The sequence below is a fragment of the Paraburkholderia sp. BR10937 genome (assembly GCF_040965695.1).
Classification (GTDB): Bacteria; Pseudomonadota; Gammaproteobacteria; order Burkholderiales; family Burkholderiaceae; genus Paraburkholderia.
The window spans coordinates 33253-57507 of sequence record NZ_JBFRCL010000011.1 but is presented as its reverse complement, the minus strand read 5'-3'; the positions used below and the strand labels follow the sequence as shown (position 1 = coordinate 57507).

At 66.2% G+C, this 24255-nt stretch carries 20 protein-coding genes and 1 pseudogene; 15 read left to right on the top strand and 6 right to left on the bottom strand.

Going from position 1 to position 24255, the window contains the following annotated elements; translation table 11 throughout:
• Positions 1-114 precede the first annotated feature (114 nt).
• Positions 115-2406 carry an ATP-dependent DNA helicase RecG gene (gene recG / locus AB4Y44_RS11675; protein ID WP_368699603.1) on the bottom strand — a complete coding sequence of 764 codons (2292 nt, stop codon included), beginning with the start codon at positions 2404-2406 and terminating at the stop codon, positions 115-117.
• Between the two features lie 237 nt (positions 2407-2643).
• Between recG and queA the strand changes: the two genes are divergently transcribed.
• The 5 genes from queA to secF all read left to right on the top strand — a co-directional run bounded on the left by queA (position 2644) and on the right by secF (position 8783).
• Positions 2644-3717 carry a tRNA preQ1(34) S-adenosylmethionine ribosyltransferase-isomerase QueA gene (gene queA, locus AB4Y44_RS11670; protein WP_342919337.1) on the top strand — a complete coding sequence of 358 codons (1074 nt, stop codon included), beginning with the start codon at positions 2644-2646 and terminating at the stop codon, positions 3715-3717.
• Between the two features lie 98 nt (positions 3718-3815).
• Positions 3816-5015 (top strand): tRNA guanosine(34) transglycosylase Tgt, encoded by a 1200-nt coding sequence (gene tgt / locus AB4Y44_RS11665; RefSeq protein ID WP_368699602.1) that lies wholly within the window; start codon positions 3816-3818, stop codon positions 5013-5015.
• Between the two features lie 248 nt (positions 5016-5263).
• The gene (gene yajC, locus AB4Y44_RS11660) at positions 5264-5593 is read left to right on the top strand and encodes a preprotein translocase subunit YajC (protein ID WP_042262488.1); all 330 of its coding nucleotides are present in this window, start codon (positions 5264-5266) and stop codon (positions 5591-5593) included.
• A 166-nt stretch (positions 5594-5759) separates the two neighbouring features.
• Positions 5760-7817, top strand: coding sequence for a protein translocase subunit SecD (gene secD, locus AB4Y44_RS11655; RefSeq protein ID WP_342919339.1), 2058 nt, complete (start codon positions 5760-5762; stop codon positions 7815-7817).
• A 15-nt stretch (positions 7818-7832) separates the two neighbouring features.
• Positions 7833-8783: a protein translocase subunit SecF gene (gene secF / locus AB4Y44_RS11650; protein WP_342919340.1), complete on the top strand. Its 951-nt coding sequence runs from the start codon at positions 7833-7835 to the stop codon at positions 8781-8783.
• An 87-nt stretch (positions 8784-8870) separates the two neighbouring features.
• Here secF and AB4Y44_RS11645 read toward each other — a convergent pair whose 3' ends face one another.
• Positions 8871-9440, bottom strand: a complete 570-nt coding sequence (locus tag AB4Y44_RS11645; protein ID WP_368699666.1) for a YceI family protein — start codon at positions 9438-9440, stop codon at positions 8871-8873.
• 42 nt (positions 9441-9482) lie between these two features.
• Positions 9483-10019, bottom strand: a complete 537-nt coding sequence (locus AB4Y44_RS11640; RefSeq protein WP_368699601.1) for a YceI family protein — start codon at positions 10017-10019, stop codon at positions 9483-9485.
• A 461-nt stretch (positions 10020-10480) separates the two neighbouring features.
• Between AB4Y44_RS11640 and AB4Y44_RS11635 the strand changes: the two genes are divergently transcribed.
• The 7 genes and pseudogenes from AB4Y44_RS11635 to AB4Y44_RS11605 form a co-directional block, all read left to right on the top strand.
• Positions 10481-11290, top strand: a complete 810-nt coding sequence (locus tag AB4Y44_RS11635; RefSeq protein ID WP_368699600.1) for a paraquat-inducible protein A — start codon at positions 10481-10483, stop codon at positions 11288-11290.
• Positions 11287-11949, top strand: a complete 663-nt coding sequence (locus AB4Y44_RS11630; protein WP_133182427.1) for a paraquat-inducible protein A — start codon at positions 11287-11289, stop codon at positions 11947-11949. Before AB4Y44_RS11635 ends, AB4Y44_RS11630 begins: the two co-directional genes overlap by 4 nt.
• The gene (locus AB4Y44_RS11625; protein ID WP_342919344.1) at positions 11942-13555 is read left to right on the top strand and encodes an MlaD family protein; all 1614 of its coding nucleotides are present in this window, start codon (positions 11942-11944) and stop codon (positions 13553-13555) included. Before AB4Y44_RS11630 ends, AB4Y44_RS11625 begins: the two co-directional genes overlap by 8 nt.
• A complete protein-coding gene (locus AB4Y44_RS11620) occupies positions 13552-14256 on the top strand; it encodes a membrane integrity-associated transporter subunit PqiC (protein WP_368699599.1) in 705 nt (234 codons plus the stop codon). Before AB4Y44_RS11625 ends, AB4Y44_RS11620 begins: the two co-directional genes overlap by 4 nt.
• 237 nt (positions 14257-14493) lie before the next feature.
• Complete coding sequence (locus AB4Y44_RS11615; protein ID WP_368699598.1) at positions 14494-15798, top strand: class I SAM-dependent RNA methyltransferase; 1305 nt, start codon at positions 14494-14496, stop codon at positions 15796-15798.
• 307 nt (positions 15799-16105) lie between these two features.
• On the top strand, positions 16106-16495 hold the full coding sequence (locus AB4Y44_RS11610) for a VOC family protein (protein ID WP_342919346.1): 390 nt from the start codon (positions 16106-16108) through the stop codon (positions 16493-16495).
• 77 nt (positions 16496-16572) lie between these two features.
• Positions 16573-17265, top strand: a pseudogene (locus tag AB4Y44_RS11605) (helix-turn-helix transcriptional regulator); the annotation flags it as partial.
• Between the two features lie 75 nt (positions 17266-17340).
• On the opposite strand, the gene AB4Y44_RS11600 reads toward AB4Y44_RS11605, so the two are convergent.
• From AB4Y44_RS11600 to AB4Y44_RS11590, 3 genes are read right to left on the bottom strand one after another with little or no spacing between them, the layout of a single operon-like run.
• Positions 17341-18795 (bottom strand): NAD(P)(+) transhydrogenase (Re/Si-specific) subunit beta, encoded by a 1455-nt coding sequence (locus tag AB4Y44_RS11600; protein ID WP_133182416.1) that lies wholly within the window; start codon positions 18793-18795, stop codon positions 17341-17343.
• Entirely contained in the window at positions 18796-19125 is a 330-nt protein-coding gene (locus AB4Y44_RS11595) for an NAD(P) transhydrogenase subunit alpha (protein ID WP_368699597.1), read from the bottom strand. It lies immediately after the preceding gene.
• Positions 19126-19142: 17 nt separating this feature from the next.
• Positions 19143-20294: a Re/Si-specific NAD(P)(+) transhydrogenase subunit alpha gene (locus tag AB4Y44_RS11590; protein ID WP_368699596.1), complete on the bottom strand. Its 1152-nt coding sequence runs from the start codon at positions 20292-20294 to the stop codon at positions 19143-19145.
• Positions 20295-20589: 295 nt separating this feature from the next.
• Here AB4Y44_RS11590 and AB4Y44_RS11585 point away from each other — a divergent pair, with 295 nt between their 5' ends.
• The 3 genes from AB4Y44_RS11585 (at position 20590) to AB4Y44_RS11575 (ending at position 24172) form a co-directional block, all read left to right on the top strand.
• Positions 20590-21108 carry an NUDIX hydrolase gene (locus AB4Y44_RS11585; RefSeq protein WP_342919350.1) on the top strand — a complete coding sequence of 173 codons (519 nt, stop codon included), beginning with the start codon at positions 20590-20592 and terminating at the stop codon, positions 21106-21108.
• 12 nt (positions 21109-21120) lie between these two features.
• Positions 21121-22317 (top strand): tRNA 2-thiouridine(34) synthase MnmA, encoded by a 1197-nt coding sequence (gene mnmA / locus AB4Y44_RS11580; protein ID WP_368699595.1) that lies wholly within the window; start codon positions 21121-21123, stop codon positions 22315-22317.
• A gap of 247 nt (positions 22318-22564) precedes the next feature.
• A complete protein-coding gene (locus tag AB4Y44_RS11575; protein ID WP_368699594.1) occupies positions 22565-24172 on the top strand; it encodes an FMN-binding glutamate synthase family protein in 1608 nt (535 codons plus the stop codon).
• Positions 24173-24255: the final 83 nt, after the last annotated feature.

Sequence of the window (24255 nt, the reverse complement as noted above, 5' to 3'; positions counted from 1 at the left end):
TATGGCGGTGATTCGCCAATAATCAACACCCCTATGCGGGGCGTGATCAGCGCAAAAGGGTCAGACGGCGCAGGCGCGCGCAGGTTCCACGCAATGGACTCGCAGTTGAACCAGTTACGCTTTCAGATACTGCTCGCGGGCACCGAGCCAACGGTTCAGGTGCTGCGTGACGACGAGCGGAAACTCGTGCAGCAGCCGCTCGGCGGCGCCGCGAGCGGGCTCGATGAGCCACGCGTCGGTCTCGAGGTTCGCGAAGCGCAGCATCGCCGCGCCAGATTGACGCGCGCCCAGGAATTCGCCGGGGCCGCGGATTTCGAGGTCCTTGCGTGCGATCTCGAAGCCGTCGGTGGTCTCGCGCATGGTTTGCAGGCGCGCGCGGCCCGTGAGCGACAACGGCCCGGTATAGAGCAGCACGCACACCGAAGCGGCGCTGCCCCGCCCCACGCGCCCGCGCAACTGGTGCAATTGCGCGAGGCCGAAGCGCTCGGCGTGCTCGATCACCATCAGCGACGCGTTGGGCACGTCCACGCCCACTTCGATGACCGTCGTCGCCACGAGCAGCTGCACCTCGTTGCGTGAAAACGCATCCATGACGGCGGCCTTGTCCGTGGAAGCGAGGCGGCCGTGCACGAGGCCCACGGTGAGTTCCGGCAGCGCAGCCACGAGCGTTTCGTATGTCTCGACGGCCGTTTGCAGCTGCAGCGTCTCGCTTTCCTCGATCAGCGGACATACCCAGTACACCTGACGACCCGTGAGCGCCGCCGCGCGCACGCGTGCAATCACTTCCTCGCGACGCGCGTCGGAAATGAGCTTCGTGAGGATCGGCGTGCGGCCGGGCGGCAGCTCGTCGATGGTGGAGACGTCGAGGTCCGCGTAGTAGGTCATGGCGAGCGTGCGCGGGATCGGCGTGGCCGACATCATCAGCTGATGCGGCTGGAACTCGCGCTTCGTTTCATCGGGAGACTTCGCGTTCTGCGCCTTGGCGCGCAGCGCGAGCCGCTGCTCGACGCCGAAGCGATGCTGCTCGTCGACGATCACGAGGCCAAGCCGCGCGAATTCCACGGCCTCCTGAATGATCGCGTGCGTGCCGATCACGAGCTGCGCCGTGCCGAGCGCCGCGGCTTCGAGCGCCGCGCGCTTTTCCTTCGCCTTGAGGCTGCCCGCGAGCCACGCCACCTGCACGCCAAGCGGCTCGAGCCAGCCGCGCAGCTTGCGCGCGTGCTGTTCCGCGAGGATTTCGGTGGGCGCCATGAGCGCGGCCTGGTAGCCCGCGTCAATGGCCTGCGCCGCCGCGAGCGCCGCGACCACGGTCTTGCCGCTGCCCACGTCGCCTTGCAGCAGGCGCTGCATGGGGTGCGGCTGTTCGAGATCGTGCGCAATTTCCGCCACCACGCGCTCCTGCGCGCCCGTGAGCGTGAACGGCAGCGCGCCACGCAGACGCGCGAGCAGCGTCCCGTCGCTCTTGCGCCCCGCGACATGGCGCGCCATCGCGGGCGCGGCGCGCGTGCGGCGCTCTTCGTGCGCGCGCTTGAGCGACAGTTGCTGCGCGAGCAGTTCCTCGAACTTGATGCGCGTCCACGCAGGATGCGTGCCGTCGATCAGCTCGTGCTCGTCGGCGTTCACCGGCGGGTGGTGCAGCGTCTTCACGGCGTCCATCAAGGGCGGCAGATTCAGCGGCTCCATGAACTCGTGCGCGACCGTATCGGGCAGCAGTTCGGGCAGATGCGCACGCGAAAGCGCGTTGTCGATCGCCTTGCGCAGATACGCCTGGCTCACGCCCGCCGTGGACGGATACACGGGCGTGAGCGCCTGCGGCAGCGGCGCGTCGCCCTCCACGACCTTCACCGCCGGATGCACCATCTCCATGCCGAAGAAGCCGCCGCGCACGTCGCCGCGCACGCGCAGGCGCTTGCCGATCGCCATCTGCGTGACCTGCGAGCCGTAGAAGTTCAGGAAGCGCAAATGGAGCTGGTCGCCGTTGTGATCCTCGAGCTTCACGACGAGCTGGCGGCGCGGCCGGTAGGCGATCTCGTTGTCGAACACCACGCCTTCGGTTTGCGCGATGCCGCCCGGCAGCAGTTCGCCGATGGGCGTGAGCGTGGTTTCGTCCTCGTAGCGCATCGGCAGATGCAGCACGAGATCGATGTCGCTGCGCAGACCGAGTTTGGCGAGGCGGTCGGCGGTTTTGGCGAGCCTGGGCTTGTCTTTGGCGGCGGCTTTTTCCACGGCTTTTTCTGCGGCCGGGTCCGCCGACTTCTTCGCGGCGCGTTTGCGCGCGGGAGGTGCAGCCCCTGGCGCCGCGTCCGCTTGCCGCTTGCGCGCGCCGTCCTCGGGCACGCGCGCGTCGTCGGACGCCTCGCTCGCGGAATCGGCTTCGGACATCAATCGGTTAACGGATGGGGGCATGGGCAGCTTCGCAAGTACAATATCGGCTTTCCGGCATGGCGCGGCGCGTGCAGCGCGACGGCCTCGGCCATCGGGCACGGCGCGCGCATCGCTGTCGCGCACGTCCCGCAATCATAGCCTTTCGTCGCGCACGATCGGCCATTGCAGCCGCTTTTTGGGGCGCAACCGCTTGACGGTTCGGCTCCGCAAAGCCGCCGCGCGCCGGGCCTCCGGCGCATTTCTGTTACTTCAGGCCGCATGTTCAAGCTTTCCGATTTCGATTTCGACCTCCCCGAGGAACTGATCGCGCAGACCGCCCTGCCCGAGCGCAGCGCGAGCCGTCTGCTGGAGGTCGATAACACGACGCAGTTACCGGGCCAACCCGCACGTCTGACCGACCGCCGCTTTTCCGACCTGCCCGCGTGCATCGCACCGGGCGACTTGCTCGTCTTCAACGATACCAGGGTGCTGAAGGCGCGTTTCTTCGGCCAGAAGGCCAGCGGCGGCAAGATCGAGGTGCTCGTGGAGCGCCTGACCGGCGCGCGCACGGCGCTCGCGCAGATCCGCGCGAGCAAGAGCCCGGGCCCCGGCACGGTGCTGCGCCTCGCCGATGCGTTCGAAGTGACGGTGGGCGAGCGCGTCGATCAGTTCTACACGCTGCACTTTCCCGACGACTGCCTCACGCTGATCGAGCAGCACGGCCGTCTGCCGCTGCCGCCCTACATCACGCACGACGCCGATGCGAGCGACGAAACGCGCTATCAAACGGTGTTCGCACAGAATCCGGGCGCGGTGGCCGCGCCCACGGCGGGCCTGCACTTCGACGACGCCCTGCTCGCGCAACTCGACGCGCAAGGCGTGGAGCGCGCCACGCTCACGCTGCACGTGGGCGCGGGCACGTTCCAGCCGGTGCGCGTGGAGAACATCGCCGAGCACAAGATGCATAGCGAGTGGTACGAGCTGCCGCCATCGCTCGTCGACAAGATCGCGGCCACGCGTGCGCGCGGCGGCCGAGTGATCGCGGTGGGCACGACCTCGATGCGCGCGCTCGAAGCCGCCGCGCGCGATGCCGACCGCGCAGGCCGCGCACTTGCGGCAACGCAGGCGGAAACCGATATCTTCATCACGCCGGGCTACCCGTTCCGCGTGGTAGACCGGCTCGTGACGAACTTCCACCTGCCGAAGTCCACGCTGCTGATGCTCGTTTCGGCGTTCGCGGGCATCGAAACGATACGCGCCGCGTACCGCCACGCGATCGCCGAACGCTATCGCTTCTTCAGTTACGGCGACGCGATGCTGCTGACCCGAACAGAGGACGCGCTCAACAAGTAACACACATGTTTCCCAAGCCTCCGAGCGACACATCGAACGCGCGGCGGCGTTTCATCATCTGCGCCGGACTGTTTTCCGGTGGCACAGGAGTCAACCGCATGACCGACGGTCATCAAAACAACGCACGCGCCGAACACGGCGCCTATCTGGGCGAACGCCCGCAAAACGGCCTCAAATTCGACCTGCTCGGCACCGACGGCCTCGCCCGCCGCGGCCGCGTCACGCTCAATCACGGCGTGGTGGAAACGCCGATCTTCATGCCCGTGGGTACCTACGGCACCGTGAAGGCCACGCAGCCGCGCGAGCTCGAAGAGATGAAGGCACAGATCATCCTCGGCAACACCTTTCACCTCTGGCTGCGCCCGGGCCTGGAAACGATCGAGGCGCACGGCGGCCTGCATCGCTTCATGGGCTGGAACCGGCCGATCCTCACGGATTCGGGCGGCTTCCAGGTTTTCTCGCTCGGCGACCTGCGCAAGATCTCGGAAGACGGCGTGCGCTTCGCCTCGCCCGTGAACGGCGACAAGCTGTTCCTCTCGCCCGAAGTGTCGATGCAGATCCAGAAGGTGCTGAACTCGGACATCGTCATGCAGTTCGACGAGTGCACGCCCTACGCGACCAACGGCGTGCCCACCACGCACAAGGAAGCCGCGGATTCGATGCGCATGTCGATGCGCTGGGCGCAGCGCTCGATCGACGAGTTCAACCGCCTCGGCAACCCGAATGCGCTGTTCGGCATCGTGCAGGGCGGCATGTTCGAGGACCTGCGCGACGAATCGCTCGCCGGCCTCTCGCAGATGCCGTTCCACGGCTACGCGATCGGCGGCCTTTCGGTGGGCGAACCGAAGGAAGACATGATGCGCGTGCTCGAACACATCGCGCCGAAACTGCCGGCCGACAAGCCGCACTACCTGATGGGCGTGGGCACGCCGGAAGACCTGGTGGCGGGCGTGGCATCGGGCGTCGACATGTTCGACTGCGTGATGCCCACGCGCAACGCGCGCAACGGCTGGATCTTCACGCGCTTCGGCGACATCAAGATCCGCAACGCCGTGCACCGCAATTCGCTGCGCCCGCTCGACGAACAATGCGGCTGCTACACCTGCCGCTACTTCACGCGCGGCTACCTGCACCACCTGCACCGCGTAGGCGAGATCCTCGGTGCGCAGCTCAACACGATCCACAATCTGCACTACTACCTGGAGCTGATGAGCGAGATGCGCGCGGCGATCGAGACGAAGACGTTCGCGGCGTTCCGCCAGCGCTTCGCCCAACAGCGCGCAAGTGGCGTGGATTGAGAGGGCGTCTCACGACGGCGCGTCACGTGCCGGCCGCGAAATATTACAATTACCTTTCGCAACGATGAAGCGGGCAAGGCACGCGGTCCGCCCGAGCCGCTCCGGTTTTCACGCGCATGCATGTCGCGTCGGGGCGGGATCCGGGATAAGCACTTGATCGCAAAGCCAATTTTGCGTCATCGTCGCGATGAATGCCGGTGGTAGAATAACCGGCTCGCTTTTTGATCGTAAAAAACGGAGAGACCAACGTGTCGTTCATTTCCAATGCCTTCGCGCAAGGCAGTGCAGCAGGTGGTGCCGAATCGAGCCTCATGAGCTTCCTGCCGCTCATTCTGATGTTCGCGGTGCTGTACTTCATCATGATCCGTCCGCAGATGAAGCGTCAGAAGGAACATCGCAACATGCTCGCGGCCATGGCCAAGGGCGACGAAGTGATCACGAGCGGCGGCATCGTCGGCAAGGTGACCAAGGTCAGCGAAGCCTACGTGGGCGTCGAAATCGCGGATGGCACGGAAATCACCGTGCAGAAGTCGTCGGTCTCGACCATCCTGCCGAAGGGCACGATCAAGTCGCTGTAAAGCTTCACGGTTTCCCCGAGGCCGTTGCCTCCGAAAGAACGGCCTCGCGCATCCGGCCCGCCCTCGCAGCCACTGACCAGCAAACGTCAATGCAGTTCGCCCCGAAGGCAACGCCGGACGCGCACGCAGCGCTTAAGGCCATTCCCCTCCCCCGTTGGGTCAACCAATGAACCGTTATCCCCTCTGGAAATATGTCGTGATGCTGGTGGCGCTCGTCATCGGCTTCGTGTACACATTGCCCAATTTCTTCGGCGAAGCGCCCGCGGTCCAGGTGTCGAGCGGTAAAGCCACCGTCAAGCTCGACTCGGGCACGCTCGCCCAGGTCGAAGCCGCGCTCGCCGCGAACAATATCCGCGCGACCGACGTGACGTTCGACAACTCGACGCTGAACGCGAACATCCGCGTGCGCGTCGCCGACACGGACACGCAGCTGCGCCTGAAAGACGCGCTGAACAAGGCGCTGAACGCCGACCTGAACGACCCGCAGTACATCGTCGCCCTGAACCTGCAGAGCGCCTCGCCGCGCTGGCTCACGTCGCTGCACGCACTGCCGATGTATCTCGGCCTCGACCTGCGCGGCGGGGTGCACTTCCTGCTCCAGGTCGACATGAACGGCGCGCTCAACAAGAAGCTCGACTCCGACGCTTCGGACGTGCGCACGCTTCTGCGCGACAAGAACATCCGCGACGGCGGCGTGAACCGCGTCAACCAGTCGGTGGTCGTCAATTTCGCCGACGCCGATACGGCCGAGCAGGCGCGCAAGGTCCTCGCGGGCTCGGGCGGCATCACCGAACTGCAGTGGACTTCGCAGAACAACCCCGAAGGCGGCGTGCAGCTCGTCGGCACGTTCACGCCGGCCGTGAAGACGGCGGTTCAGCAAGCCGCGCTCAAGCAGAACATCCAGACGCTGCACAACCGCGTGAACGAACTCGGCGTGGCCGAGCCCGTGATCCAGCAGCAAGGCGACGACCGTATCGTGGTCGAGCTGCCGGGCGTACAGGACACCGCCAAGGCGAAGGACATCATCGGCCGCACGGCGACGCTCGAAGCGCGCCTCGCCGACCCGATGGGCCTGCATCCGGACGTGAACGCGCCGGTGCCGCCGGGCGACGAGCTCTTCACGCAAGGCAACGCCGCGCCGGTGCTGCTGCGCAAGCAGGTGATCTTCACCGGCGACCGCATCATCGACGCCTCGGCGGGCTTTGACGAACACCAGCGTCCGTCGGTCAACATCCGCCTCGACTCGGCGGGCGGCCGCGCGGTGCGCGCCGTCTCGCGCGACAACATCGGCAAGCCGATGGCGATGGTGCTGTTCGAAAAGGGCAAGGGCGAAGTGCTGACGGTGGCGACCATCCAGTCGGAACTGGGCGACCGCTTCCAGATCACGGGCCAGCCCACGCCGCAGGCCGCCGCCGACCTCGCGCTGCTGCTGCGCGCAGGCTCGCTCGCCGCGCCGATGGACATCATCGAGGAACGCACGGTTGGCCCGAGCCTTGGCGCGGACAACATTCGCAAGGGCTTCGACTCGGTGATCTACGGCTTTGCCGCCATCGCCGTATTCATGATCGCCTACTACATGCTGTTCGGCGCGATCTCGATGATCGGCCTGTCGGTGAACCTGCTGCTGCTCGTGGCCGTGCTCTCCATGCTGCAGGCCACGCTCACGCTGCCGGGTATCGCGGCTATTGCGCTGGCGCTCGGTATGGCGATCGACGCGAACGTGCTGATCAACGAGCGCGTGCGCGAAGAGCTGCGCAACGGCGCGCCGCCGCAACTGGCCATCCAGAACGGCTACGCACATGCCTGGGCGACGATTCTCGACTCGAACGTGACCACGCTCATCGCCGGTCTCGCGCTGCTCGCGTTTGGTTCGGGCCCGGTGCGCGGCTTCGCGATCGTGCACTGTATCGGCATTCTCACGTCGATGTTCTCGGCCGTGTTCTTCTCGCGCGGTCTCGTGAACCTCTGGTACGGCGGCAAGAAGAAGCTCAAGTCGCTCGCAGTGGGTCAGGTGTGGCGTCCGGAGCCGGATGAAGGCACGCCCGCGCTCGCCGGCGCCGATGCCGGCACCGACACGGGCCGCGCCGTCGCCGCGACGGCCACGAAGCGTGAACCGGCCAGGGCCGGCGCCAAAGGCGCCGCGCGCGCCAAGCCGGTCGTGCGCCGCCGCGATGCCCAGGGCGGCACCGGCGGCTCCGGCAACAACACCGGCTCGTCCCGCTGATACGGAGTCAAGACCATGGAATTTTTCCGCATCCGCAAAGACATCCCGTTCATGAAGCACGCGTTGATCTTCAACGCGATCTCGCTCCTGACCTTCATCGCGGCGGTGTTCTTCCTCTTCCACCGCGGCTTGCACCTGTCGATCGAATTCACGGGCGGCACGGTCATCGAAGTGCAGTATCCGCAGGCGGTGCCGCTCGAGCCGCTGCGCGACTCGCTCACCAAGATCGGCTACGGCGACGCCCAGGTGCAGAACTTCGGCACCTCGCGCGACGTGCTGATCCGCCTGCCGCTCAAGCAGGGGCTGAGCTCCGCGCAGCAGAGCGACCAGGTGATGTCCACGCTCAAGGCGGCTGACCCGCAGGTCCAACTGCAGCGCGTGGAGTTCGTCGGCCCGCAGGTCGGCAAGGAGCTCGCCACCGACGGCCTGCTCGCGCTCGCCTGCGTGGTGGCGGGCATCGTCATCTACCTGTCGTTCCGCTTCGAATGGAAGTACGCCGTGGCCGGCGTGATCGCGAACCTGCACGACGTCGTGATCATTCTGGGTTTCTTCGCCTTCTTCCAGTGGGAGTTCTCGCTCTCGGTGCTCGCGGCGGTGCTCGCCGTGCTCGGCTACTCGGTGAACGAATCGGTCGTTATCTTCGACCGGATTCGCGAGACCTTCCGGCGCGAGCGCAAGATGAGCGTGACCGAAGTCATCAACCACGCCATCACCAGCACGATGTCGCGGACCATCATCACCCACGGCTGTACGCAGATGATGGTGCTCTCGATGTTCTTCTTCGGCGGCCCGACGCTGCACTACTTCGCCCTGGCGCTGACGGTGGGTATTCTCTTCGGCATCTACTCGTCGGTGTTCGTCGCGGCGGCGCTCGCGATGTGGCTCGGCGTGAAGCGCGAAGACCTCATCAAGGACAAGAAGGAAAAGTTCGATCCGAACGATCCGAACGCGGGCGCGCAGGTTTAAGCGGCGCACCAGAAAAAAAGCCGGTTCTAGCTAACCGGCTTTTTTTTCGTGCCTGCGCAACGGCCTTCGCCGCGCTGCCGCGCTTGCCTACTGCTTGATCCCTTCGGCCTGGATGTGCAGCGTGGTCTTCATCTTGAAGCCGTACTTCTTGCCCGAGTCCATGCCGAAGTCGTCGCGATTGAATGCGGCTTCGGCCTCCACGCCGCACACCTCGCGCTTGAGCACAGGGTGCTGGATGCACTTGAACGACGCGATCTCGAGCTTGAGCGGCCGCGTCACGCCGTGCAGCGTGAAGTCGCCGATCACCTCCCTGGGCGTGTCGCCATTGAAGACGATGCGCGTGCCCTTGTAGGTGGCCGTGGGGTACTTCGCCACATCGAGAAAGTCGTCGCCCACCAGGTGCTCGTCGAGCTGCGGATTACCGGTCTGGATCGACGCCGGATCGATCGTCACGTCCACGGTGCCCGTTTTGGCCGCGCGGTCCAGCGTGACCATGCCGGTGGTCTTCGTGAACTTGCCGCGCCACGTCGAAAGGCCGCCGAAGTGGTCGGCCTCGAAGCTCGGAAACGTGTGGTTCGGATCGAGCTGGTAAGTATCGGCGGCGTGCGCGGCGTGCGTCACCAGGGCGGCGAGCGACACGGCGCCCCCTGCGGCCATCAGTGCGAGCTTGTTCAATAGCGCCTCCTCGGAGTCGTCGATCTACTTGTGCGCGACGACGATATGAAATTTGATGAGCACTTCGTCGGCGACGATCGAGGTGTCCTTCCACTCGCCGGTGCCGATTTCGAAGGCAAGCCGGTGGATCGGCAACGTGCCGTCGAAGGTCTGCGTGCCGCCCTGCTGCGTGAGCACGACGGGCACGGCCACGTTCTGCGTGTGCCCCTTGATCGTCAGTTTGCCGCTCACGCTGTACTGGTTCGTTCCGGTCGGCGCGATGGCGGTCGAGACGAACGTTGCCTGCGGGAACGTCTTCGCGTCGAACCAGTCGGGCCCGCGCACGGAATCGTTGTAAGTCTGGTCTCCCAGATCATAGCTCGCCGTGTCGACCGTGATCTTCGCGCTGCCGCTCGCGGGTTTGGCCGGATCGAAGGCGATCTGCGCATCGAACTTCGTGAAGCTGCCCTGGACCGGTACGTTCATCTGGCGCGAGACGGCGACGATCGTGCTCTTCGCCGCGTCGAGCTGCGCATGGGCGGCCCCGCCCGCGAGCAGCGCCGCGGCGGCGCCGGTCCACACTGCCGCGGCCCCGACCGCCCGGCGCCACCGATAAGAACGAATCCACCTCGACAAGGCTTCCATGGTCGTCTCGCTTTGATTGCGTAGTCATTGACTGCGTGGATGGACAGCGGCCACCTTGCGCAGCCATGCATGCTCCATGCCCGAAAGATAATCCATATTGGGCGACTGCAAACCTCTGGAGATAAGGGCCGGGTCCCCACCGGGCTCGCACACGCTCACGGCACAAACGTGGCACACTTCGCAGCCCGTTCGCCGCCCACGCGAGCGCCGCGTGATCGGCCAACCCGCAGCCGCTCCCGCGGCAAGCCCCGGCGGCCGCCCCGTCGGGGGTCCGCGGCTCGTTCCGGCACGCCGCCGGGCGCGTTTGGTAACATGGCGCGAAGCGCTGTCGGCACCTTCCGGCCTGTGTGCCGCCGCAGCGCGTCCCTCGTTCACGTCGTTTTGCGTCACCTGCCCGCATGGCCCAGGACAAACTGATCGCGTGTCACGATTGCGACGCGCTCTACCGCAAACCGCGGCTGCTCGGCCGCCAGTCAGCGCGCTGCTCGCGCTGCGGCGCCACGCTCTACAGCAGCGCCGCGTCCCAGCTCGACCGCATCTGCGCCATCACGGTCGCGGCGCTCGTCACCTTCATCATCGCCCAGTCGTTCCCGATCATCGAGCTCGACGCGAACGGTATCACTACGGAGTCGAGCCTGTTCGGCGCCCTCGTGGTGCTGTGGCACGAGGACATGGAGATCATCGCGGTGATCGTGTTCTGCGCAACCATCCTCTTTCCGCTCACGGAGATGGTCGCGCTGCTCTATGTCCTGCTGCCGGTGCGGCGCGGCTTCATTCCACCGGGCTTCGACTACGTGCTGCGCTGCATCCAGTTCGTACGGCCCTGGGGCATGCTCGAGGTCTTCATGCTGGGCGTGCTCATCACCATCGTGAAAATGGTGAGCCTCGCGCGCGTGATTCCCGAAACCGCGCTCTTCGCCTTCGGCGCGCTCACGCTGATGTTCACCGTGGTCGTCACGTTCGATGCGCGCACGCTGTGGGACATCGCAGACGGCCTGCGCGACGCCGCCCGCGCGGCGCGCGAGGGCAGTGCGGGTCCGGGCGGCCTCGCCGACGACGCTGGCTCGGGCGGACCGCACACGCCGCATTCGCCCACCTCGCCATCACCGGCGCACCCGCTCTCCGAGCCCGAGATCCGCGAGCCCGGTACAGGCGCGCAAGACCCGGCGGCGCCGCGCGGCCGCCCGCTCCCCAAGGGGCCCCGATGAAATACCAGACCGCCAGCGACGCCGGCTACATCTCCTGCCACGCCTGCGGGCACGTGCAGCCGCATGTGCGCGCGCATGGCCACGTGCGCTGTGCACGCTGCGGCTCGCCCATGCACGAGCGCAACCCGGACAGCATCATGCGTACGTGGGCGCTCCTGATTGCCGCGGCGCTGCTCTACATCCCCGCGAACCTGCTGCCCGTGATGCATACGACCTCGCTCGTCGGCGACGAGGACGACACCATCATGAGCGGCGTGGTCTATTTCTGGACCTCGGGCGACTGGCCGCTCGCCGTGATCGTCTTTATCGCCAGTATTCTCGTGCCGATGCTCAAGCTCTCGGTGCTCGCGCTGCTCGCGTTCACCTCGCAGCGCGGCTCGACCTGGCGGCCCGTGGAACGCACGAAGCTCTACCGGCTCGTCGAATTCATCGGGCGCTGGTCGATGCTCGACGTGTTCGTTGTCACGCTAACCGTGGCGCTGGTACGCTTCCAGTCGCTTGCGGTCATCACGGCGGGCCCGGGCGCGATCGCGTTCGGCTCGGTCGTGATCCTGACGATGATCGCCTCGATGCAGTTCGATCCGCGCTTGATCTGGGATCCGGTGGACGAAGACAAACACAAACCTGCGCAACACACACAGGATCAACCCCATGAATAGTCCGAAAGGACCGACCCCGCCCAATCTGCCGGAGCCGGAGATCGTCAAGCCGCGGCGCTGGCTACCCTCGCTCGTGTGGATCGTGCCGATCGTCGCGGCGCTGATCGGCGTGGCGCTCGTCGTGAAGTCGGTCGCCACGCGCGGCCCGACCATCACGATCAGCTTCGTGAGCGCCGAAGGACTCGAGCCCGGCAAGACCAAGGTCAAGTACAAGGACGTGGACATCGGCTCGGTGCGCGCGATCAAGCTCTCGCCCAACCTTTCGCATGTGATCGTCACGGTCGAGCTCACCAAGGACGCAGAACGCTTCGCCGTGAAGGACAGCCGCTTCTGGGTCGTGCGCCCGCGCGTGGGCGCGAGCGGCGTCTCGGGCCTCACCACGCTGCTCTCGGGCTCGTATATCGGCGCCGACGCCGGCCGCTCGCAGGAATCGCAAAGCGACTTCGTCGGGCTGGAAGCGCCGCCTGCCGTGACCATCGACGAGAAGGGGCATCGCTATACCCTGCACAGTTCGACGCTCGGCTCGCTCGACATCGGCACGCCGATCTTCTTCCGGCGCATCCAGGTAGGCCAGGTGACGGGCTATTCGCTCGACAAGGACGGCACCGGCGTGACGGTGCAGGTGTTCGTGAGCGCGCCCTTCGACCAGTACGTGGGCACCAACACGCGCTGGTGGCACGCGAGCGGCGTGAACGTGCAGCTCGATTCGAACGGCATCAAGGTCAACACGCAGTCCCTCGCCACCATCGTGGTGGGCGGCCTCGCGTTCCAGGCACCGCCCGGCCAGTCCATGGGCCCGCAGGCGCCCGACAGCGCCACCTTCGCGCTGGCCTCCGACGAGGCTGAGGCAATGCGCGAGCCGGACGGCGCGCCGCAACGCGTGGTCATGTACTTCAACCAGTCGTTGCGCGGCCTTTCGGTGGGCGCGACGGTCGATTTCCGCGGCATCGCGCTCGGGCAGGTCACCGACATCGGCATCGAGTACGACCCGAAACAGCACAACTTCACGATGCCAGTGACGATCGACCTCTATCCGCTGCGCTTGTCGCGCCGCATCCGTGGCGAAGCGCCCGCGCCGCATACACCGCAAAGCGAGGAGCTGATCAAGCGGCTCGTCGCGCGCGGCCTGCGCGGCCAGTTGCGCACCGGCAACCTGATCACGGGTCAGCTTTACATCGCGCTCGACATCTTCCCGAAGGCGGGCCCCGCGACGGTCGATTTCAACCACGACCCGCTCGAGCTGCCCACGGTGCCGAACTCGCTCGAAGAGCTGCAGCTGCAGATCGCGGACATTGCGAAGAAGCTCGATCAGATTCCGTTCGACAAGATCGGCAACAACCTGAACGAGTCGCTCAAGAACGCGAACCAGCTGTTCGGCAAGGTGAACGACCAGATCCTGCCGCAGCTGCAAGGCACGCTCGACCAGGCGCAGAAGACCTTCAACGCCGCGCAGTCCACGCTGCAGCAGGATTCGCCGCTGCAGTCCGACGTGCACCAGGCGATGCAGGAACTTACGCGTACGCTGCAATCGCTCAATGCGCTCTCCGACTATCTGGAGCGCCATCCCGAATCGCTGCTGCGCGGCAAATCTGGAGACAAGCCATGACGTTCCGACGCGTCCCCGCCCTTGCCGCGCTCGGCGCGCTGGTCATCGCAGCCGCATTGGCGGGCTGCAGTTCGCCCGCCAGCCGGTTCTACACCCTCAGCCCGAGCGACGACACGGCTCGCACGGCCGCCGCGCCGGGCGCGGGCAACGCCCCGTGGCTGATCGAGCTGGCGCCCGTCGATGTGCCACCGCAGGTGGCGAAGACCCAGTTCGTCGTGCAAACCGACGCCAACCAGGTGCGCGTACTCGAGCAGGAGCGCTGGTCCTCGATGCCCGGCGACGAGATCCGCCGGGCGCTCTCGGGCGACCTCACGCAGCAGCTAGGCACCATCGACGTGTACGGCTCGCCGCATCCCGAGGGCGTGCCCGTCTATCGCGTGAGCGTGAACGTGCAGCGCTTTGAATCGTGGCCGGGCTCGCATGCGCTCATCGACGCCGTGTGGAGCGTACGCGCGCTCGACACGCAAACGGTCCTGACCTGCCGCAGCGTGCTCAACGAGAAGGTGGGCGACGGCTACGACGCGCTCGTCATCGGCCACCGGCAGGCGGTCGAGACGCTCTCGCAGTCGATCGCGAGCGGCGTGCGCGCGCTCGCGGCCGCGCCGCGCGTGAGCGTAGCGGCTAATGGCGCGAAGACGGGCGCGCGCGCGAAGCCGGCGCCGAGCATCGCGTGCCCGCAGATGGCGGCTGCTGGCGGCTGAGGCGGCGGTTTTGCGCTGGCGCGGCCCCGCGGGGTAGCTGACCCCCACGCCCCGCAGGCGATCCGGATCCAATAAAGGCTCGCACCAGGCATTCTCGGAGGAGGCGTCAGGGCCGCGGCAGATGGCGGCCAAGGGCGGGCATTGAACGGTCTTCAGCGGCGCGGGCGGCATACACGTCTGGCCGCTCCCGCAACCCGCGTACAATAGCGCCTTCCCCGCAGCGTCCCATCCTCCTTCATGTCTTTCGATTTCTTTGCCCCCTGCCCGCGCGGCCTCGAAGCCGCGCTCGCCGCCGAACTGGCCGAAACCGCCCAGCGGCGCCTGCCGCCCGGCGCACTCGAGGTCGGCGCCGAGGTGCCCGGCGGCGTGCATTTCCGCGGCAACTGGGCCGGCGGCATCGCCGCCAACCTCCATTCGCGCATTGCGAGCCGCGTGCTCCTGAAGATCGCCCAGCGCCCGTATCGCAGCGAACAGGACATCTATGCGCTCGCGCGCGAGCAGCAGTGGGAGAAGTGGTTCTCGGCGAACGAGACGATCCGCATCGACATCACCGCGATCAAGTCGCCGCTGCGCAGCCTCGAATTCGCCACGCTGCGCGTGAAGGACGCGATCTGCGATCGCATGCGCGACAAGGCAGGCGCGCGTCCGAGCGTCGATACCGCCTATCCCGATGTGCGCGTCTTCGCCTTCCTCACGGCGAACGAATGCACGCTCTATCTCGACACCTCGGGCGAACCGCTCTTCAAGCGTGGCTGGCGTCTGGACAAGGGCGCCGCCCCGCTGCGAGAGAATCTCGCCGCGGGCATCCTGCGCCTCACGGGCTGGACGCCCGGCACGCCGCTCTATGACCCGATGTGCGGCAGCGGCACCTTCCTCGCGGAAGCCGCGCAAGTCGCGCTCGACATCGCGCCGGGGCTCGATCGCCGCTTCGGCTTCGAGTCGCTCAAGCAGGCCGACATGGCCGCGTGGCGTCACCTCAAGAGCGAGGCGAACACGGCGCGCAATCTCGCGCAGAGCAAGACCAGCGATCTGCTGATTTACGGCAGCGACATCTCCGACGTCATGCTGGAAAAGGCGCGTGCGAACTTCAAGCGCGCGGGCTTCGGCAGCGTGACGCTCAAGCAGCTCGATGCGCGCAACATGACGCCGCCCTCGGTTGCGCCCGGCATTCTCGTGGCGAATCCGCCGTACGGCGAGCGTATCGAAGTGCGCGGCCGCAACGCGCGCGGCGAGGCACGCCCGACGGCGCGCGAGCTGCGCGGCGACGATGACGAAGGCTTTCGCCGCGCCAAGGACGAGGCGCCCGACGCCGAGTTCTTCCAGGCGCTCGGCGACGCGCTCAAGCAGCGCTTCACGGGCTGGCGCGCGTTCGTCCTCACCTCGGACCGCAAGCTGCCCGGCCAGCTGCGCCTGCGCGAAGCCGCCAAGACGCCGCTCTACAACGGCGCGCTCGAATGCCGCCTGTTCCGCTTCGACCTGATCGCAGGGAGCGTGCGCCAGCGTCCGGCGAACCCCGCCGCCGGTAACGACGACGCCAGCTGACATTGGCAAACGCGCACGGCGGGTGGCCTTCCCACCCGCCGCCGCGCCGCGCGTGGCTCAGTTCTGCGCCACCGACAACGAACGCCCTTCGTACTCCAGAACCGTCTTCGACGGCGCGCATGCCGTCATCGCATCGCGCAAATCGATTCGAAATAGTCGCCCAAGCTCGCCCGTCACGGCGCGTCAAACCTACTGACAACACGCTGTCAGCAGCCCCCTGGCACACTGCTTCTACGCCATCCGGCGAGGCTGCCGCCGCCCGGCTGCCGCCATTCAACGTCCGCCGTTGTCTTCGAGGAGCTGCACCGTGTCTACCGATCTGTCCCGTGTGATCTCGTGGTTCGAAATTCCCGCGCACGACCTGGAGCGTGCCGCCCGCTTTTACGAAACCGCCTTCGACACCGCGCTGCAGCGCGAAGTGGTCGGCGGCGTGCCGATGGCACTGTTCGCTCACACCGATACGGAAACCGGCGGCTGCATCGTGTTCAATCCGCATGACGCCAAGCCCGACCCGAAGGGCGTGCTCGTGTATCTGAACGCGCAGCCATCGGTCACGGCCGTGCTCGACCGTGTAGCAAAGGCCGGCGGCAAGCAGCAAGGGCCAGCGGTGGAGCTGCCGAACAACTACGGCTATATCGGCTTCTTCATCGATACCGAAGGCAACCGCGTCGGTCTTCACGCGCCGAAGCTCGGTTAAGCCACGGCCGGGCGCCGCGCGCGCCCGGCGCTATCATCTGTGCTTATCCCAGTCACCGCGCCCGCCTTCGCGACCGCCCTGCCATGACCCGCCGTGCCGACCGCCTTTTTCGCATCGCCGAACTGCTGCGCGGCCGCCGTCTCACCACCGCGCAGCAACTGTCAGAATGGCTCGAAGTCTCGCCGCGCACGGTCTATCGCGACGTGCGCGACCTGCAGCTTTCCGGCGTGCCGATCGAGGGCGAGGCGGGCATCGGCTACCGGCTCACGCGCACGGCGAGTCTGCCGCCGCTCACCTTCACCGCCGACGAACTCACCGCGCTCGCGGTGGGCGCGCGCATGGCCGAATCGTGGGGCGGCGCGGCGCTCGCGAGCGGCGCACGCGGTGCGCTGGCGAAAATCGCCGCCGCGATGCCCGCGGAAAAGCGCGCCGTGCTCGAACGGCTTGCCGTGTTCGCGCCGGCGTATCACATGGATCACGCGTTCTCGGACAAGCTCGACGCGCTGCACCGCGCCGTCGACACGCGGCTCGTCGTGCGCTTCGCGTACTGCGACCGCATCGGCGCGCATACGGAGCGGCGCATCTGGCCGCTTGGGCTCGTGTACTGGGGCGCGCAATGGACCGTGGGCGCGTGGTGCGAAATGCGCGAGGACTTCCGCAACTTCAACATCGCCCGCATGGAGAACGTGGAAGTGCTCGAGCAGTTTCCCGACGTGAGCGGGCGGCGGCTGGCCGACTATCTGCGCCGCGTGAATGCGCCTTCGCTGTGAGCGCTCAGTACGGCCGCAATTGAAAAAGGCGCGCATCGCTGCGCGCCTTTCGCGTGGGTTTGATGCGAGCCGCGCTTACTCCACCGCCTTCACCATTTCCTCGATCACCTTCTTCGCGTCGCCGAACACCATCATGGTCTTATCCATGTAGAAGAGTTCGTTGTCGAGGCCCGCGTAACCCGCCGCCATCGAACGCTTGTTCACGATGATCGTGCGCGCCTTGTACGCCTCGATGATCGGCATGCCCGCTATCGGCGACTTCGGATCGTTCTTCGCCGCCGGATTCACCACGTCGTTCGCGCCGAGCACCAGCACCACGTCGGTCTGGCCGAACTCGTTGTTGATGTCCTCCATCTCGAACACGAGGTCGTAGGGCACCTCGGCTTCCGCGAGCAGCACGTTCATGTGGCCCGGCATGCGGCCCGCCACCGGGTGGATCGCGTAGCGTACGTCCACGCCCTTTTCGACGAGCTTGTCCGTGAGCTCCTTCAGCGCGTGCTGCGCGCGCGCCACCGCGAGGCCGTAGCCCGGCACGATCACGACGCTTTCTGCATTGCCGAGCATGAACGCCGCATCATCGGCCGAGCCCGACTTCACCGGACGCTGTTCCTGCGAGCCGCCTGCTGCTGCCGCGCCCGCCTCGCCGCCGAAGCCGCCCAGCAGCACGTTGAAGAACGAGCGGTTCATCGCGTGGCACATGATGTACGACAGGATCGCGCCGGAAGAGCCCACCAGCGAGCCCGCGATGATCAGCATGGCGTTGTTCAGCGAGAAGCCGATGCCCGCCGCCGCCCAGCCCGAGTACGAGTTCAGCATCGAGACGACCACGGGCATGTCCGCGCCGCCGATCGGGATGATGATCAGCACGCCCAGCGCGAACGCGATCGCCGTCATGATGATGAACGGCAGCCACGACTGCGTGAGGAAGAACAGAATGCCGAAGCCGATCATGCCGAGCGCGAGCATCAGGTTGATCAGATGCTGGCCCGGATAAACAACCGGCGCGCCCTGGAACAGGCGGAACTTGTATTTGCCCGAGAGCTTGCCGAAGGCGATCACGGAACCTGAGAACGTGATCGCGCCGACGAACGTCCCGATGAACAACTCGATGCGGTTGCCATACGGCAGGAAGCCCGGATACGGCGCGTCTTCTGCAACCAGTCCGAACGCGGCCGGTTCGGAGACCACCGCATACGCGATGCAAACCGCCGCCAGACCGATCAGCGAGTGCATGGCCGCGACGAGTTCGGGCATCTTCGTCATCTCGACACGCGCGGCGACATAGGCGCCCAGGCCGCCACCCACCACGAGCGCACCAAAGAGCAAGCCAAGGCCGAGCCCGAGATTCGAGCCGAACTGTGCGGACTCCTTCACGATCAGGGCAAGGGTCGTGAGAATGGCGATGGCCATACCGACCATGCCGAATACGTTGCCGGCGCGCGCGCTCTTCGGATTCGACAATCCCTTGAGCGCCTGGATAAAGCACACCGACGCCACCAGATAAAGCAGCGTAACGACGTTCATGCTCATTTACTCGCCCTCCTTGCTGCCGGGGGCGGAGAGCTTTTTCGGCTCCTTCTTGCGGAACATCTCCAGCATTCGCCGCGTGACGAGGAACCCGCCGAACACGTTCACGGCCGCGAGCAGCACGGCGAAGGTGCCGAAGAACTTGCCCGGTCCGCCCACGGTCAGGCCCGTGGCGAGCATCGCGCCGACGATCACGATCGCCGAAATCGCATTGGTCACGGCCATGAGCGGCGTATGCAGCGCGGGCGTGACGTTCCAGACCACGTGATAGCCCACATACACGGCCAGCACGAAGATGATCAGGTTGATGACGGTATGGTTGATGACTTCCATTGTTGGTCTCCTCCTCGTCATGCCTTGCGCGTGACCTGGCCGTCGCGGGCCAGCAGCGTGGCCGCGACGATGTCGTCCGCGAGATCGATGTTGAGCGTGCCTTCCTTCGTGACAATGAGCTTCAGGAAGTCGAGCAGGTTGCGTGCGTAGAGCGCGGAGGCGTCGGCGGCGACCATCGAGGCGAGGTTCGTGTAGCCGCAGATCTGCACGCCGTGGTGCGTCACCACCTTGTCGGCCTCGGTGAGCGGGCAGTTGCCGCCGCGTCGCCCGCTGGCCTCGTCTGCAACAGGACCGCGTCCTGCCGCGAGGTCGATCACGACCGACCCCGGCTTCATCGCCTGCACGGTTTCCGAAGGCAGCAGCGTCGGCGCGTCGCGGCCCGGAATCAGCGCGGTCGAGATGATAATGTCCGCCTGCTTCGCGCGCTCGTGCACCAGCGCCGACTGGCGCGTCAGCCACGACGGCGGCATGGGCCGGGCATAGCCGCCCACGCCGACGGCCGCTTCGCGCTCCTCATCGGTTTCGTAGGGCACGTCGAGGAATTTGCCGCCGAGCGACTCAATCTGCTCCTTCACGGCCGGGCGCACGTCCGAAGCCTCGATCACCGCGCCCAGGCGCCGCGCCGTGGCGATGGCCTGCAGGCCGGCTACGCCCGCGCCGAGAATCAGCACGCGCGCGGCTTTCACGGTGCCGGCGGCGGTCATGAGCATCGGCATGAAGCGCGGATAGAGGTTCGAGGCCACGAGCACCGCCTTGTACCCGGCGATGTTGGCCTGCGACGACAGCACGTCGAGGCTTTGCGCGCGCGTGGTGCGCGGCGCGGCTTCGAGCGCGAACGCCGTCACGCCGGCCTCGGCGAGTTTCGCGGCGTTCTCCGCATTGAAGGGATCGAGCATGCCGACCAGCACCGCGCCGCGCTTCATGAACGGCAATTCGCTGACGGTGGGCGACTGGACCTTGAGCACGAGGTCCGCGCCGAAGGCCGTGGCCGCATCGGCGACCTGCGCGCCCACGGTCGTGTAGGCCTCGTCGGGATAGCTCGCGCCGACGCCGGCGCCCGCCTGGATCGTGACCGTGTGGCCCTGGGCGACGTATTTCTTGACTGTCTCCGGCGTCGCGGCCACGCGGGTTTCGTTCGCCCGCGTCTCTGCAGGCACTCCGATATGCATCGTTGTTTCCTCCTCGACCTTCTTGTTCTAGCTGTTCTGGCTCGAATCGAGCGAAGGGAGGCCGACAAACGGCGTTCAAGCGCCGGCATCCATTGCAACGGCAAACGACGGCACCACTTTAACCGAAAGCAGCGACGCCTTTGTAGCAGGAATTGCCCGTTTTTGTGCGATGCACACAACATGCTGCGTCGTCCGACCGGACGGTCGGCAGTGCCAGGCGAGCCGGGCCCGCGCCCCTGTGGGGCCCGATCCGGCCCCGGGCAGCGTTCGCGCCGTCCCGGTAAAATACCGGCCCATGAATGAGGAAACCTGGGCACCCCACGTCACCGTGGCCGCGATCGTCGAGCGCGACGGGCGTTTTCTGCTCGTCGAGGAACACACGCCAGCTGGACTGCGCCTGAACCAGCCCGCCGGCCATCTGGAAGCGGGCGAGACGCTGCACGAGGCCGTGGTGCGCGAAACGCTCGAGGAAACCGCGCATGCGTTCACGCCGGAAGCGCTGGTCGGCGTGTACATGACGCACTTCGGCAAGCCAGGCGAGAGCGGTGCGACGTACGTGCGCTTCACATACTGCGGCAGTGTCGCAGCCGAGGCGGAAGACCGCGCGCTCGATCCGGATATCGTCCGCACGGTGTGGATGAGCGTGGACGAGTTGCGTGCGGCGAGCGAGCGCCATCGCACGCCGCTCGTGATGCGCTGTGTCGACGATTACCTCGCTGGCAAGCGCGCGCCGCTGGATTTCATCCAGACGCACGCGACGGCACCGAAGGTTGGACAAAGCGCAGCGCCCAAGGCAGCACCCAGGATGAACTAAGGCAGCAACGAAATGAGCAAACGTAAGGTCGTGGTAGGCATGTCGGGCGGCGTCGATTCGTCGGTTACCGCATGGCTGCTCAAGGAGCAGGGATTCGACGTCGTCGGTCTCTTCATGAAGAACTGGGAAGACGACGACGACGGCGAGTACTGCTCGACGCGCCAGGACTGGATCGACGTGGTGTCGGTCGCGGACCTGATCGGCATCGACGTCGAGGCCGTGAACTTCGCCGCCGAATACAAGGACCGGGTGTTCGCGGAGTTCCTGCGCGAGTATTCCGCGGGGCGCACGCCGAACCCGGACGTGCTCTGCAACGCCGAGATCAAGTTCAAGGCGTTTCTCGACCACGCCATGTCGCTCGGCGCGGAGACGATCGCCACGGGCCACTATGCGCGCGTGCGCCAGAACGAGAGCAACGGACGCTTCGAACTGCTGAAGGCGCTCGACCACACGAAAGATCAGTCGTACTTCCTGCATCGTCTGAACCAGGCGCAGCTTTCGAAGACGATGTTCCCGCTCGGCGAGATCCCGAAGACGAAGGTGCGCGAGATCGCCGAAAAGATCGGCCTGCCGAACGCGAAAAAGAAGGATTCCACAGGAATCTGCTTCATCGGCGAGCGGCCGTTCCGCGACTTCCTCAACCGCTATCTGCCGACCAAACGCGGCCCGATGATGACGCCCGACGGCAAGATCGTCAGCGAGCATATCGGCCTCGCGTTCTACACGTTCGGGCAGCGCAAGGGCATTGGCCTTGGCGGCAGCAAGGACGGCAGCGGCGATCCGTGGTTCGTGGCGGGCAAGGACATGGCCTCGAACACGCTTTACGTCGTGCAGGGCCACGATCATCCGTGGCTGCTCGCGCACGAACTGCGCGCGGGCAACGTGAGCTGGGTGGCGGGCGAGCCGCCGGCACAGGACCATGCATGCGGCGCGAAAACGCGTTATCGCCAGGCCGATGCGCCCTGCTCGTTCCATACTGCAGACGAATTCGGCGCGGGCCAGTTCACGCTGCGTTTTCCGGACGCGCAATGGGCCGTGACGCCCGGCCAGTCGGCGGTGCTCTATGACGGCGACGTGTGCCTGGGCGGCGGCATCATCGAAGCGGTGACGACGCTCGCGCCGCACGTGCCCGCCGTGCCGCCGCCCGAAGCGCCGAAGAAAAAGAAGCGCGTCCCGCGCAAGAAGCCTGCGGCGGCGGCGGCCGCGTGACGCAAGCCGCGTCAGGCCAAACGTAAGAAAACACCGCGCGGCGCCCCAGGGCGCCGCGTTTTTTTATCAGACTTTCGGCGCCCGCCGAACGCCGCTTAAACGGCTTTGCCCGCTTCCCGGCCAGATTCACGAACTTGCGGCATCATTCCCGCAAGCCGCGCCCAGCCACCGCGCGGCTGACGCGCACCGCCCCTTCACAAGAGGAGAGCAGGCGCGCGCATTACATCAAGTTCGAGGAGTTCCCCCAATGTTTTCCCGACGTTATCTCGCCATGTGGGGCGCGGTGCTGCTGCTCGCGGCCTGTGTCGCCGCGGCCGCGCTCCATCACCTGTCGTGGTACTGCGTAATCGTGCCCGTGCTGCTCGTCGCGCTCGGCCTCTACGACATGTTCCAGGAGCGCCACGCGATCCTGCGCAACTACCCGATCTGGGGTCATCTGCGCTTCCTGTTCGAGTTCGTGCGGCCCGAAATCCGCCAGTACTTCGTCGAGGACGACACCGACGAAAAGCCGTTCTCGCTCGCCCAGCGCAGCCTCGTCTATCAGCGCGCGAAGAACGCGGTGGACAGCCGCCCGTACGGCACCGAGCTCGACGTGAAGGCCGTGGGCCATGAGTGGATCAGCCATTCGCTCGCGCCGACGAAGCTCGCAGGCAGCGACTTCCGCGTGCTCGTGGGCCCCAACCGCGCGCAACCGTACTCGATGTCGATCTTCAACATCTCGGCGATGAGCTTCGGCGCGCTCTCCGCGAACGCCATCCGCGCGCTCAACATGGGCGCGAAGAAAGGCGGCTTCGCGCACGACACCGGCGAAGGCTCGATGTCGAAGTATCACCGCGAGAATGGCGGCGACATCATCTGGGAGATCGCCTCGGGCTACTTCGGCTGCCGCAACGACGACGGCACCTTCAGCGCCGATAAATTCCAGCGTCTCGCGAACGAGCCGCAGGTGAAGATGATCGAGGTGAAGCTCTCGCAAGGCGCGAAGCCCGGCCATGGCGGCATGCTGCTCGCGGCCAAGGTCACGCCCGAAATCGCCGAAACGCGCGGCATTCCCATCGGCAAGGATTGCGTCTCGCCTGCGCGCCACTCGGAGTTCTCCACGCCGCGTGGCCTGCTCGAATTCGTCGAGCGCCTGCGCAAGCTCTCGGGCGGCAAGCCCACGGGCTTCAAGCTGTGCATCGGTCATCCGTGGGAGTTTTTCGGCATCGCCAAGGCGATGCTGGAAACCGGCATCCTGCCCGACTTCATCGTCGTGGACGGCGCCGAAGGCGGCACGGGCGCAGCCCCGCTCGAATTCACCGATCACATCGGCACGCCGCTGCAGGAAGGGCTGCTTCTCGTGCACAACACGCTCGTGGGCATCGGCCTGCGCGACAAGATCAAGATCGGCGCGAGCGGCAAGATCATTACCGCGTTCGATATCGCGCGCACGCTCGCGATCGGCGCGGACTGGGTGAACTCGGCACGCGGATTCATGTTCGCCGTGGGTTGCATCCAGGCGCAGAAGTGCCACTCAGACCGCTGCCCCACCGGCGTCGCCACGCAAGACCCCGTGCGCCAGCGCGCGCTGAACGTGCCGGACAAGGGCGAGCGCGTCTTCAACTTCCACCACAACACGCTGCATGCGCTGCAGGAGCTGATTCAGGCCGCGGGTCTTGCGAGCCCATCGGATCTGCGCGCGCATCACATCGTGCGGCGCGTGTCGTCGTATGAAGTGAAGCTGATGTCGGAGCTGCTCAAGTACCTGAAGCCCGGCGATCTGCTCGAAGGCCGCTATCGCTATCAGCTGTACGAGAAGTGGTGGCCGGTTGCGCGCAGCGATTCGTTCGCGCCGGCTGAGGAAAAGATCGTCTGAGGAAGGCGATCGGCGACCTGAACGAAAACGCCCGACGGCACACCATGCCGTCGGGCGTTTTGTTTAAGTCACGTCAGCAGTTC

What these genes read in the sequence shown, in the direction of transcription:
- recG (WP_368699603.1), bottom strand. Translation starts at nt 2,406, where the DNA reads ATGCCCCCATCCGTTAACCGATTGATGTCCGAAGCCGATTCCGCGAGC.
- queA (WP_342919337.1), top strand. Translation starts at nt 2,644, where the DNA reads ATGTTCAAGCTTTCCGATTTCGATTTCGACCTCCCCGAGGAACTGATC.
- tgt (WP_368699602.1), top strand. Translation starts at nt 3,816, where the DNA reads ATGACCGACGGTCATCAAAACAACGCACGCGCCGAACACGGCGCCTAT.
- secD (WP_342919339.1), top strand. Translation starts at nt 5,760, where the DNA reads ATGAACCGTTATCCCCTCTGGAAATATGTCGTGATGCTGGTGGCGCTC.
- secF (WP_342919340.1), top strand. Translation starts at nt 7,833, where the DNA reads ATGGAATTTTTCCGCATCCGCAAAGACATCCCGTTCATGAAGCACGCG.
- AB4Y44_RS11645 (WP_368699666.1), bottom strand. Translation starts at nt 9,440, where the DNA reads ATGGCCGCAGGGGGCGCCGTGTCGCTCGCCGCCCTGGTGACGCACGCC.
- AB4Y44_RS11635 (WP_368699600.1), top strand. Translation starts at nt 10,481, where the DNA reads ATGGCCCAGGACAAACTGATCGCGTGTCACGATTGCGACGCGCTCTAC.
- AB4Y44_RS11630 (WP_133182427.1), top strand. Translation starts at nt 11,287, where the DNA reads ATGAAATACCAGACCGCCAGCGACGCCGGCTACATCTCCTGCCACGCC.
- AB4Y44_RS11625 (WP_342919344.1), top strand. Translation starts at nt 11,942, where the DNA reads ATGAATAGTCCGAAAGGACCGACCCCGCCCAATCTGCCGGAGCCGGAG.
- AB4Y44_RS11620 (WP_368699599.1), top strand. Translation starts at nt 13,552, where the DNA reads ATGACGTTCCGACGCGTCCCCGCCCTTGCCGCGCTCGGCGCGCTGGTC.
- AB4Y44_RS11615 (WP_368699598.1), top strand. Translation starts at nt 14,494, where the DNA reads ATGTCTTTCGATTTCTTTGCCCCCTGCCCGCGCGGCCTCGAAGCCGCG.
- AB4Y44_RS11600 (WP_133182416.1), bottom strand. Translation starts at nt 18,795, where the DNA reads ATGAGCATGAACGTCGTTACGCTGCTTTATCTGGTGGCGTCGGTGTGC.
- AB4Y44_RS11595 (WP_368699597.1), bottom strand. Translation starts at nt 19,125, where the DNA reads ATGGAAGTCATCAACCATACCGTCATCAACCTGATCATCTTCGTGCTG.
- AB4Y44_RS11590 (WP_368699596.1), bottom strand. Translation starts at nt 20,294, where the DNA reads ATGCATATCGGAGTGCCTGCAGAGACGCGGGCGAACGAAACCCGCGTG.
- AB4Y44_RS11585 (WP_342919350.1), top strand. Translation starts at nt 20,590, where the DNA reads ATGAATGAGGAAACCTGGGCACCCCACGTCACCGTGGCCGCGATCGTC.
- mnmA (WP_368699595.1), top strand. Translation starts at nt 21,121, where the DNA reads ATGAGCAAACGTAAGGTCGTGGTAGGCATGTCGGGCGGCGTCGATTCG.
- AB4Y44_RS11575 (WP_368699594.1), top strand. Translation starts at nt 22,565, where the DNA reads ATGTTTTCCCGACGTTATCTCGCCATGTGGGGCGCGGTGCTGCTGCTC.